The sequence below is a fragment of the Hymenobacter terricola genome (assembly GCF_017921975.2).
Taxonomy (GTDB): Bacteria; Bacteroidota; Bacteroidia; order Cytophagales; family Hymenobacteraceae; genus Hymenobacter; species Hymenobacter terricola.
In genome coordinates, this window is sequence record NZ_JAGEMO020000048.1 from 1 (window position 1) to 11,121 (window position 11,121).

The following is an 11,121-nucleotide window of genomic DNA, read 5'->3' on the forward strand; positions in this document are numbered from 1 at the left end:
GTCGGAACACCACCAGCAGCTGCGCGAAGTGATGCGCGTCACACCCCAACGCGGACCGCCATTGGCGAGGCGTTTTCAAATCCTGAATCGAAAGTTTCATCCCTCAAATATCGAGCTAGCCGGGCGCTGCAACAAGTCTAGTACTTACGGGCTTCCGGGAGCTCACGTTGGATATCGGCGATGCGCGTGCCGTTGGAGGGGTGAGTGGAGAGGAACTCGGGGGGAGAAGCAGCATTTTCGCGGGCGTCCATGCGCTGCCAGAACGCAATTGCGCCTTCGGGATTGTATCCGGCCATGGCCATAAAAATCAGGCCCAGGTGGTCGGCTTCTGATTCCTGGTTGCGGCCGTACTTCAGCAGGCCCACCTGCGAGCCCACGCCGAAGGCCTGCAAGGCCAGCTGCTGGGTGGCCGGGGCGTTGCTGGCCAGCGCGGCCGACAGCGCCTGTCCGCCGGCCTGCTGCAACAGCGCCTGGCTCATGCGCTCCGAGCCGTGCTTGGCCACGGCGTGCGCTATTTCGTGGCCCAATACCACGGCCAGGCCCGTATCGTCCTTCGTGATGGGCAGGATGCCGGTGTACACGGCCACTTTGCCGCCGGGCATGCACCAGGCGTTTTCCTGCTTGTCCTGAATCACGTTGAACTCCCACTGGTAGCCCGCAAGCTGGTCGGAGGCGTTCTGCTGGCGGAAATAGGTTTCGACGGCGGCCTGAATGCGCTGGCCCACGCGCCGTACTTGAGCGTTGTACTCGGCGTTGGTCGAGAGCGGGCCTTTGGCCACCACTTCGCGGTACTGGGTGGTGGCGAGGGAATTGACTTCGCTGTCGCCCACGAGGCTGAGCTGGCGGCGGCCGGTGATGGGCACCGTGGCGCAGGCGGCCAGCAGGCCCAGTCCGGCAACGAGGGTGAGTTTCTTGAACATGGTACTGGAAAAAAGGGAAAAGAAATGAATGATAACCGCCGGAACGGCTAGCACGTTTTGGGCCAAAACCCGGCCTGCCCCGGCCGGCTATACGGCGGCAGGCCGGGTAAATGTTTAGCCATAGCCGGCCGTGAGGCATAAAAACCGGCTGGCGCGTTGCCGCAAGCCGGTGCCGGGGCGTAGTTTTGACCTCTTTAGACGCTCGTCCTGCCCTCCGCCAACTCCCCGCCATGAAAATCATCTGCATCGGCCGCAACTACGCCGACCACATCGCCGAGCTGCACAACGAAGTGCCCGCCGCGCCCGTCATTTTTATGAAGCCCGAAACCGCGCTGCTGCAGCGCGGCCAGCCGTTCTTCATCCCCGAATTCTCGCAGGACATCCACCACGAGCTGGAACTGGTGCTGCGCGTGAGCAAGAACGGCCGCCACATCGACGAGGCCTTTGCCCACACCTACTTCGACGCCATCGGCCTGGGCATCGACTTCACGGCCCGCGACCTGCAAACCGAGCTCAAGAAGAAGGGCCTGCCCTGGGAGCTGGCTAAAGCCTTCGACGGCTCGGCTCCGATTTCAGCCACATTCAAGCCGGTGGCGGAAATCGCCGACCTGGCCAACATCAACTTCCACCTGGAGGTGAATGGCGAAACCCGCCAGACCGGCAACTCCAGCCTGATGCTGCACCCGTTTGCCAACATCATCAGCTTCGTATCGAAATACATTTCCCTGAAAATGGGGGATTTGATATTTACCGGCACGCCCGCCGGCGTGGGCCCGGTGAAAATGGGCGACCAACTGACGGGGTATCTGGAAGGGGAGAAGCTGCTGGAATTGGGCGTGCGGTAGAGATGCAATATTTTGCGTCTCGTCGTCTGGGCCGTTAGCCAATCGTTCGGGTACCACGCAAGCGCAAGTCGTTCAACGACAAGACGCAAAATATTGCGTCTCTACATCCGTTCCTCGACAGTAAAAATTAGCTGAATTAAAAGAAGTGTGATTGTGCAAAAGGGAAAGATAAGTGTGCTGTTGGTGTTGAGCTTGATGCTGCTAACGTGGCGGGTAGGAGGGCAGGAGGCCGATTCTTCGGACCACGAGCACACCATCAGCGAGCTGCTGAAGGCGGGCCGGCCCACGGTGGCGCCGGGGTATTTCATGTTCCCCATTGCGCCGGGCGAGCCGGGGTTTCTGGCCGGGAGCATGGGCGAATTGCGGCCCAACCACTTCCACGGTGGGCTCGACATCAAGACCGGCGGCGGGGTGAATCAGCCCGTGTACGCCGCCGCCGATGGCTACATCTCGCGCCTCAAGCAGTCGTCGTTCGGCTACGGCAACGTGCTTTACATCACGCACCCGAATGGCCTGACTACCGTGTACGGCCACCTCAACGAGTTCAGAGGGCCCGTGGCGGCTGAGCTGCTGCGCCGCCAATACGAGAAGCAGAGCTACGAAGTGGAGCTGTTTCTGCCCAAAGACCAGTTCCCGGTGAAGCGCGGCGAAGTGGTGGCGCTGTCGGGCAACACCGGCGGCTCGGCCGGGCCGCACATGCACTGGGAAGTGCGCGACGCCCAGGACCGGCAGTACAACCCGCTGCAATGGGGTGGCTTTGCCGAGATTCAGGACCATGTGGCGCCCACCTTGCAGGCGTTTGCGCTGGAACCGCTGGGCATTGAGGCGCGGGTGAAGAACGTGTTTGCGTCGGCCTTGTTCGCCCCCAAAATTCAGCCGGGGCCGGGCGTGGCCACCAACTGGGCCGATACCATCAGCTGCTTTGGCACGGTGGGGCTGTTGGTGCAGGGCTTCGATAGGTTCGACGGCATCTGGAACCGCAACGGGATTCAGCGGGTGACGATGAAGGTGAATGGGCAGCCGTACTACCAGCACGTCATCGACGCGGTGCCGTTCCCGACGGGCACGCGGCAGGTGGCCAATTTCGTCGATTTCCTCTACCAGCGCACCCAGGGCCGCACCCTGCAAAAGCTGTGGGTGGACGAGGGCAACGACCTGGCGATGTACACCACCACCAGCGCCGGCAAAGGCCGCCTGAACGTGGAAGCCGGCAAAATATACAGCATCGACATCACCCTGGCCGATTCCTACAACAACCAGACGCCCCTGCACCTGGTGCTGCGCGGCGAAGAGCCCGCGTACTTCAAAACCCGCTCCTCGGCGGCGAAAAAGCCGGCCCTGCGCTTTGAGGTGCTGCGCAACCTGCTGAAGGCCGTGGCCACCGACCCCAGCGCCGATTCGGTGGGGGCCAACCTGGTGCTGCTGCGCGGCAGCCGCCGCCTCGAAATCCGCCCCAGCTACACCCAGAACGGTGAAAACGTGTACCTCTACGACCTGCGCGCCGGCCTCCCTGATTCGCTGCGCTTCGGCACCATCACCAAGAAGTTCGACCGCCAGGTGATGATTCCGGCGGCCAAGGAAACCAACTACGCCACGCCCTACCTCAACCTGGCGTTCGGCCCCGAAACGCTGTTCAACAACCTGTACCTGGCCACCAGCTTCAAGCCCGAAGCCACCGGCAGCGGCTTCTGGACGGTGGGCTCGCCGCTCGTCCCGCTCTACCACCCGGCTTCGCTGACCCTGAAGCCCGCCACCCCGCCCGCCGACCCGCAGCGCACCGCCATCTACTCGGCCACGCTGAGCGGCGGCAAGGCCTACGTGGGCGGCAAGTGGGACGAAAACGGCCAGATAACCACGCCCATCAAGCAATTCGGCTCCTTCCGCATCCTCACCGACACCGTTGGGCCCAAAGGCAGCCTCATTGGGCGGCCCGGCGGGCAACTGCTGTTCCGCGTCGGCGACGACCTTTCGGGTTTGGCCACTTACCGCCTGCTCATCGGCGGCAAATTCCGCCTCCTGCGCTTCGAGCACAAGAATGCTACCCTCTTCACCGTGGCGGGCGACACGCTGGGCCCCCGCCTGCGCGGCCCCGCCGAGCTGCGCCTAACGGACCAGGCCGGCAACGAGCGCGTGATTCCGCTAAGCTTGTAGCGCATGCTTTAGCTTGCGCCACCGGAACGTCATGCAGCGCGCAGCATCTCGCGTGCAGCAGTAAACCAATCGATTGAATTACTACCCCACGCGAGATGCTGCGCGCTGCATGACGTTCTTTCAACGCTCGTAACGCTCGAAAACTAAACCCCAACCCCACTATGACCCTCGAACCCGGCCAACCCGCCCCCGATTTCACCGCCCAGGACCAGGACGGCAACACCATCTCCTTAAAAGAATTGCGCGGCCAGAAAGTGGCCCTTTACTTCTACCCCAAAGACGACACGCCCGGCTGCACCGCCCAGGCCTGCAACCTGCGCGACCATCAGGCGGAGCTCACCGCCCACAACATCAAGGTCATCGGCGTGAGCATCGACGGGGAGGCGGCCCACAAGAAGTTCGCCCTCAAATACGACCTGCCTTTTCCGCTGCTGGTCGATACCGATAAGAAAATCGTGGAGGCCTACGGCGTGTGGCAGGAGAAGAAAAACTACGGCAAAACCTACATGGGCACCGTCCGCACCACGTTTCTGATTGACGAAAACGGGGTGATTGAGAAGATTATCAAGAAGGTCGACACCAAGGAGCACGCCGCGCAGCTGCTCTAAAAGCTCTGGTGCTCCGGAACGACTATTTCCGGGCGGCGAAGGCAGTTCCGGTGCTCCGGAATCACCTTCGCGGCCCGGTGGAGGCTGTTCCGGTGCTCCGGAACGACCATTTCCGGGCGGCGAAGGCCGCTCTGGAGCACCGGAGTCCCCTTGCGGTTGCGATTTGCCCGTTCCGGCGCGCCGGAACGGGCTTTGCATGACGTGGAAGCCTATTCCGGTGCGCCGGAACGGACTATTTCTGCTCAATGCAATGTGACGTAATCAATTGCAGGAGGCTCCCCCGACTCGTTCAGCTGCCATTCCCGCCGGTTGCTACCTTTACCCTATCGAATCCAAACTATTCCCAACATGACCGACACCACGACCGCCAAGACCATTGAAAAACCCGAAAAATCCATTGCGGAGCTCAAGGAAATAGCTGCGCAGGTGCGGCGCGACATCGTGCGCATGGTGCACGCCGTGAACTCGGGCCACCCCGGCGGCTCGCTCGGCTGCACCGATTTGATTGTGGCGCTTTACTTCAAGGTCATGAAGCACACCCCCGTGCCCTTCGACATGGACGGCAAGGACCAGGACCTGTTTTTCCTCTCGAATGGCCACATCTCGGCCACCCTGTACTCGGTGCTGGCCCGCTCCGGCTACTTCCCCGCCAGCGAGCTGGCCACGTTCCGCAAGCTGAATTCGCGCCTCCAGGGCCACCCCACCACGCACGAGGGCTTGCCGGGCATCCGCATTGCCTCCGGCTCGTTGGGCCAGGGCCTGAGCGTGGCCTGCGGGGCCGCCCAGGCCAAAAAGATGAACGGCGACAAGCAGCGCGTGTTCGTGCTCATGGGCGACGGCGAGCTGGAAGAAGGCCAGAACTGGGAGGCCGCGCTCTACGCCGCCCACCACAAAATCGACAACCTCATCGCCATCGTGGACCGCAACGGCCAGCAGATTGACGGCTCCACCGACGAAATCGGCGGTCTCGGCAGCGTGCGCGCCAAGTTCGAAGCCTTCGGCTGGCACGTCATCGAAGGCGACGGCAACCACTTCGACGCCCTGCTGCCCCTGCTCGAAAACGCCGTGGCCGCCACCGGCAAAGCCCGCCCCATCATGTTTGTGATGGACACGAAAATGGGCTTCGGCGTCGATTTCATGATGGACGGCCACAAGTGGCACGGCGTAGCACCGAACGATGCCCAGCTAGCCACCGCCCTGGAGCAGCTCGTGGTGGGCACCAACGCCGACTACTAAGTGATGCGGTACCGCGCCTCACGTCAACCTCACGAGACCCCTCTGGGGCCGGCCCCCTCTCCAAAAAAGAGGGGGAGCCAGCCGATTTCGGCCGGAGCATTGCCGGTGCCCCCTCTTTTTTGGAGAGGGGGGCAGGGGGTGAGGTTCCGTTTGGCGGTACTGCTCCTGCTCCTCTTCGCCTCATCGGCCCAGGGCCAAAACGCCCCGCCCGAAAAGCCCAAAGTCACCCGCATTCTCTTCCTGCTCGATGCCTCGGGCTCGATGATGGCGCCCTGGGAAGGCCAGCCCCGCTGGAACGTGGCCAAGCGCATGCTCAGCAAAATGGTCGATTCGCTCAACGCCTACCCCAACCTGGAGTTGGGCCTGCGCGTGTACGGCCACCAGTTCCCCAACGCCGACAAGAACTGCGAGGATTCGAAGCTGGAAGTGCCCTTCGCCCCGCGCAACGCGGCGGCTATCAAGAAAAAGCTAACCGAACTAAAAGCCCAGGGCAACACGCCCATCACGTATTCGCTGCTGCAATCGGCCAACGACTTTCCCACCGATAAGTCCTCCCGCAACGTCCTGCTGCTGATTACCGACGGCCTCGAATCCTGCAACCGCGACCCCTGCGCGGCCTCCATTGCCTTGCAGCGCAAACACGTTTTCCTCAAACCGTTCGTCATCGGCATCGGGGCCGAACGGGATTTTGGCAAGCAGCTCGAATGCCTCGGCCAGTACTACAACGCCGCCGAAGTCGCCACCTTCCGCACGGTGATGAACGACGTCATCGCTAAAACCCTCAGCAAAACCACCGTCAGCGTCAACCTCACCGACGCCGCCGGCAAGCCCGTGGAAAGCAACGTCAACATGACCTTCGTGAACAACGTGACCGAGCAGCCGGAGTACAACTACGTGCACTACCGCGACGCCCAGGGCAAAGCCGACGTGCTCGACATCGACGCCCTCCAGAGCTACGATTTGGTGATAAACACCGTGCCGCCCATCCGCCAGGCCAACATCCCCATCAAGCCCGGCGCGGCCAACGTCCTCACCTACAAAACGCCCCAGGGCACGCTCTGGCTGCAACCCCCTCCGCTCACGCCCAACCCCTACGGCGTCATGCGTGCCGTGGTCCGCACCCAAAGCGGCGTCACCGTCACGGCCGGCACCTTCGGCACCCGCCAGAAATTGCTGGTCGGCAACTACGAAGTCGAAGCCCTGACGCTGCCGCGCACCGTGCGCCGCATCACCGTCAAGCAAGGCCAGGAAATGGCCGTGACCTACGACGCCCCCGGCACCCTCAACATCACCACCGACCTCAAAGGCTACGGCAGCATCTACCAGCTCAACGACGACGAATCCCAGACCTGGATTTACAACCTGCCCGAAGGCAGCAGCAGCAAAATCAACCTGCCCATGCAGCCCGGCGCCTACCGCCTGGTGTTCCGCACCAAAACCAGCAACGGCAGCAAGTTCACCGATGTGCGCAATTTCAGCATCCGCAGCGGGCAGACGACTTCGGTAGCCATTTTCGGGAAGTAAAGTAGAACAAATATCCCCTCCTTACCAAGGAGGGGATATTTTCACGAAGTGAAAATCGGGGTGGTTGTAGGCGTATGAGAATCGTTGAAAGGAAACAACAAACCAAATGACTATCCTCAATAACCTTCCCCACAAAAAAGACGAACGACGTGCCCTCCGCAACAATCTCAAGCCCCCCGAAGCCAAGCTGTGGAGCGCATTAAAAAGCGGCCAATTATCCGGCCGTAAATTCCGCCGCCAGCACAGCGTAGGCGAGTTTATTCTGGATTTCTACTGCCCGCAGGAAAAGCTTGCGGTTGAATTGGATGGCGCGGGCCATTTCACGGCATCCGGCAATTTGCATGATGCGGCACGTACAGAGTATTTGAACGCGGTAGGTATTAGGGTAATCAGATTTGAAAACAAATTGATTTGGTCTGCTTTAGAGAGCGTATTGCAGACAATTGAAAGTAGTTTTAGTGGGCGCTGATGCCAATTGTTCAACGCCTACAACCACCCCCGTTCGCGCTGAAGCGCGAACATCCCCTCCTTGGTAAGGAGGGGAGTTTGACCGCCTTAACCTCCTTAATATCTCCATGAAAGACTTCCCCTACACCGAATCCAAAGACACCCGCAGCGGCTTCGGCGCTGGCCTGGCCGAGCTGGGCACCACCCACCCCAACGTAGTCGCCCTCTGCGCCGACCTCACCGGCTCGCTCAAGATGGACGCCTTCAAGAAGGCCTTCCCCGAGCGGTTCTTCCAGGTGGGCATCGCCGAGGCCAACATGATGGGCGTGGCCGCCGGCATGACCATTGGCGGTAAAATCCCCTTCACGGGCACGTTTGCCAACTTCAGCACCGGCCGCGTGTATGACCAGATTCGTCAGAGCATCGCCTATTCCGGCAAAAACGTGAAAATCTGCGCCTCCCACGCCGGCCTCACGCTGGGCGAAGACGGCGCCACCCACCAGATTCTGGAAGACCTGGGCATGATGAAAATGCTGCCCGGTATGACCGTCATCAACCCCTGCGACTATAACCAGACCAAAGCCGCCACCCTCGCCATTGCCGACTACGAAGGCCCCGTGTACCTGCGCTTCGGCCGCCCCGTGGTGCCCAATTTCACGCCCGCCGACCAGAAATTTGAAATCGGCAAAGCCTGGCTCCTCAACGAAGGCCCCGACGTGAGCATCTTCGCCACCGGCCACCTCGTGTGGAAAGCTGTACTCGCCGGCAAACTATTAGCCGAAAAGGGCATTAATGCCGAAATCATCAATATTCACACCATCAAGCCACTCGATGCCGAGGCTATCCTCGCCTCGGCCCGCAAAACCCGCTGCGTGGTCACCGCCGAAGAGCACCAGATGAACGGCGGCCTCGGCGACAGCATCGCCCAGCTGCTGGCCCGCGAGGAGCCCCTGCCCCTGGAAATGGTGGCCGTGCACGACAGCTTCGGCGAAAGTGCCACCCCCGACCAGCTGATGGAGAAATACAAGCTCAACGAAGCCGCCATCGCGGCCGCCGTGGAAGCGGTGATGAAGCGGAAGAAGTAACCCCTCATCTAGCCAAAAGCCCCCGTAGCTCAGGTAGCTGCGGGGGCTTTTGCATTTGCTGGAAAGACCCGCCCGCATTTTTGCGTAGCCCAATAGTTCAAAACAAGGCTTATTCACCGCGGAGTGCTACGTTGCCATCAGCTGCATGGGCATGGGCCGTGAGGTATTGCCTGGCCGCACGTAGCTCGGGCCTATCGGCGTTGGCCGCGTCCGCGACTTTTAATAGCTGCTGGTAGTAAAACTGAGCTTTGTCCGGGAGGCCTGCTTGTTCGGCGGCCACTCCCGCGCTGCAAAGGCCATTAAATCGATTGGGATGTTTCCGCAGGCTTGCCATGTATGCATCCAGCGCTTGGTGGGGCCGGTGCAGTTGCAGCAGCATGTCGCCAAGCAATTCCCTGGCCGGGAGGATTTCGGAGGGAGTAACCGGGTGTTTCTCGGTTTGGTCTTCCATGTCGGCGGCTTGGTTCATCAGCGCCAGGGCCTCGGCGTTTTTGCCGGCTAAGAGATGAACCCACGCATCGCCGGCGCGTAACTGAATGGCTACCTGGTTGGCTTTGTACCCATCTTTCTCATTGACCAGCCGGTCACGAAGGCCCTGAAGCTGGACTAATTCAGCTTTGGCCGGTCCCAGCTGGCTGGTATGAACTGCCCCCAGCAGCCGCGTGAAATGGATGATGGCCTCCTGCCAGGGAAATTTATTCCACGGGACCGTTGTGCTGTCAATGGGTAGGTGGGCCGCTTCTTTCCAATGTCTGTTTTCGAGTACGTAACGAGCCGGAATTGAAGCGAAAGCATACGCAACTTTAAAATTGAGCGGAGTAACCTCTTTAATCGTTTTCAAATACTCCCATTGTTTCCTGGCAAGCGCGTTTTGTCCTCTTTGCAGGTACGCGTAGGTCAGATAGTCTAACCCGTGCAGCTCTTCGTCCCAATGCCCTTTGATGCCGGCTTCCTGCGCGTAGCACTGGGCAGACGCCACCGAGGCCAAATTGGCGTTGATGCATTCTTCCCACAGTCCCAGGCGGGTGAAAATATGCGAAGGCATGTGCAACGCATGGGCAGAGGACGGAGCCACCGCCGCATATTTCCGGGCCGCGGGCAGGGCCAAAGCGGCCAGTTCGGGGTAGTCGTATGTGTGAATAATATAGTGGATAATACCGGGGTGGTTGGGCTCATTAGGGTACAGCGCTTCCAATAGATGGCCGGCTTTGCGCTGGTTTCGAAACTGCTTATCGGCAGGGTCAGCCGCAGCGGTCAGGGCCAACGCGTAGAAGATAGTGGCTTCGTTATCAGATGGATATTTTGCATGCACCGATTCCATTGCTTTCTCAAAAGCGATGCACCTGCTGCGGTGGTCCACTTGCTCCCAGTTGTTGTAAAAAGCGGCAATGGCATTAATATACGCTGCTTCCCTTGGGGTTTTTTTTGCAATTGATAGGGCAATGGTAATGGCTTTTACGCCCTTTTTCAATTCAAGCTCGGAAGGCGGAGTCCAAAGCGGATGGAAATTCGCCATTGCCACGCCCCAGTAGGCCATGGCACACGCTGGATTTTTATCAATAGCTGTCGCGAAAGCTTTTTCTGCCTCATCGTATTCAAATGAATGCAGCAACTGCAGCGCCAGGTTAAAGCTTGCTTGTGCCTCGCTGCCGCACGAGGTATTAAATTCAACCAAGCCTAATTTTCGGTCAGGAGCACCGCAAGTAATAATCTGTCCCCGCTTGAGACTTAGCGCGGTTATGGCTGCTTGCGATGGCACTGCACTTCGCTCCCTGCATGACACCAGGAGCACCAGTGAAGCAGTGAACGCCCAAGAGAAAAATAGTTGCTTCATGTCGATTAGTCATTGAAAACATGTGCATTATCGAAATGATGAGTAGAAATGAATTGCCGGAAACAGCACGTTTTGCTACCTGTATTGTGTATTAAATATAACTGTTTGCTGCGTGCTTTAGGGTGACGAACAATGAGCTGGATGCCGAAGCCATCCTCGCCTCGGTCCGCAAAACCCGCTGCGTGGTCACCGCCGAGGAGCACCAGATGAACGGCGGCCTCGGCGACAGCATCGCCCAGCTGCTGGCCCGCGAAGAGCCCCTGCCCCTGGAAATGGTGGCCGTGCACGACAGCTTCGGCGAAAGTGCCACCCCCGACCAGCTGATGGAGAAATACAAGCTCAACGAAGCCGCCATCGCGGCCGCCGTGGAAGCGGTGATGAAGCGGAAGAAATAGTTTCTTCGCTGGATAATCAAAAGCCCCCGCCGCTTCCTTAGCTGCGGGGGCTTTTGCGGTTTGTTGCCGTTGATGA

The 11,121-nt window shown here is 60.0% G+C and carries 9 protein-coding genes and 1 pseudogene; 8 read left to right on the forward strand and 2 right to left on the reverse strand.

All coding sequences use genetic code 11. The features are described from left to right. Positions 1-137 precede the first annotated feature (137 nt). Positions 138-920, reverse strand: coding sequence for a M48 family metallopeptidase (locus tag J4G38_RS20840; RefSeq protein ID WP_210522043.1), 783 nt, complete (start codon positions 918-920; stop codon positions 138-140). 230 nt (positions 921-1,150) lie between these two features. Between J4G38_RS20840 and J4G38_RS20845 the strand changes: the two genes are divergently transcribed. The 7 genes from J4G38_RS20845 to J4G38_RS20875 all read left to right on the forward strand — a co-directional run bounded on the left by J4G38_RS20845 (position 1,151) and on the right by J4G38_RS20875 (position 8,816). Then, positions 1,151-1,765, forward strand: a complete 615-nt coding sequence (locus tag J4G38_RS20845; protein ID WP_210522042.1) for a fumarylacetoacetate hydrolase family protein — start codon at positions 1,151-1,153, stop codon at positions 1,763-1,765. 195 nt (positions 1,766-1,960) lie between these two features. Next, positions 1,961-3,916: a M23 family metallopeptidase gene (locus J4G38_RS20850; protein ID WP_210522041.1), complete on the forward strand. Its 1,956-nt coding sequence runs from the start codon at positions 1,961-1,963 to the stop codon at positions 3,914-3,916. 161 nt (positions 3,917-4,077) lie between these two features. Continuing rightward, positions 4,078-4,524, forward strand: coding sequence for a thioredoxin-dependent thiol peroxidase (bcp, locus tag J4G38_RS20855; protein WP_210522040.1), 447 nt, complete (start codon positions 4,078-4,080; stop codon positions 4,522-4,524). A 348-nt stretch (positions 4,525-4,872) separates the two neighbouring features. After that, positions 4,873-5,760, forward strand: coding sequence for a transketolase (locus J4G38_RS20860; RefSeq protein ID WP_210522039.1), 888 nt, complete (start codon positions 4,873-4,875; stop codon positions 5,758-5,760). Positions 5,761-5,910: 150 nt separating this feature from the next. After that, complete coding sequence (locus J4G38_RS20865; protein WP_226163620.1) at positions 5,911-7,284, forward strand: vWA domain-containing protein; 1,374 nt, start codon at positions 5,911-5,913, stop codon at positions 7,282-7,284. A 106-nt stretch (positions 7,285-7,390) separates the two neighbouring features. After that, positions 7,391-7,753, forward strand: a complete 363-nt coding sequence (locus J4G38_RS20870) for an endonuclease domain-containing protein (protein ID WP_210522037.1) — start codon at positions 7,391-7,393, stop codon at positions 7,751-7,753. A gap of 106 nt (positions 7,754-7,859) precedes the next feature. Further along, entirely contained in the window at positions 7,860-8,816 is a 957-nt protein-coding gene (locus J4G38_RS20875; RefSeq protein WP_210522036.1) for a transketolase family protein, read from the forward strand. Positions 8,817-8,925: 109 nt separating this feature from the next. Here the strand turns inward: J4G38_RS20875 and J4G38_RS20880 are convergent, their stop codons facing one another. After that, a complete protein-coding gene (locus J4G38_RS20880; protein ID WP_210522035.1) occupies positions 8,926-10,650 on the reverse strand; it encodes a tetratricopeptide repeat protein in 1,725 nt (574 codons plus the stop codon). A 125-nt stretch (positions 10,651-10,775) separates the two neighbouring features. On the opposite strand from J4G38_RS20880, the pseudogene J4G38_RS20885 reads away from it, so the two are divergent. Next, positions 10,776-11,045: pseudogene (locus J4G38_RS20885) on the forward strand (transketolase C-terminal domain-containing protein); the annotation flags it as partial. Positions 11,046-11,121: the final 76 nt, after the last annotated feature.

What these genes read in the sequence shown, in the direction of transcription:
- J4G38_RS20840 (WP_210522043.1), bottom strand. Translation starts at nt 920, where the DNA reads ATGTTCAAGAAACTCACCCTCGTTGCCGGACTGGGCCTGCTGGCCGCC.
- J4G38_RS20850 (WP_210522041.1), top strand. Translation starts at nt 1,961, where the DNA reads ATGCTGCTAACGTGGCGGGTAGGAGGGCAGGAGGCCGATTCTTCGGAC.
- J4G38_RS20875 (WP_210522036.1), top strand. Translation starts at nt 7,860, where the DNA reads ATGAAAGACTTCCCCTACACCGAATCCAAAGACACCCGCAGCGGCTTC.
- J4G38_RS20860 (WP_210522039.1), top strand. Translation starts at nt 4,873, where the DNA reads ATGACCGACACCACGACCGCCAAGACCATTGAAAAACCCGAAAAATCC.
- J4G38_RS20880 (WP_210522035.1), bottom strand. Translation starts at nt 10,650, where the DNA reads ATGAAGCAACTATTTTTCTCTTGGGCGTTCACTGCTTCACTGGTGCTC.
- bcp (WP_210522040.1), top strand. Translation starts at nt 4,078, where the DNA reads ATGACCCTCGAACCCGGCCAACCCGCCCCCGATTTCACCGCCCAGGAC.
- J4G38_RS20845 (WP_210522042.1), top strand. Translation starts at nt 1,151, where the DNA reads ATGAAAATCATCTGCATCGGCCGCAACTACGCCGACCACATCGCCGAG.
- J4G38_RS20870 (WP_210522037.1), top strand. Translation starts at nt 7,391, where the DNA reads ATGACTATCCTCAATAACCTTCCCCACAAAAAAGACGAACGACGTGCC.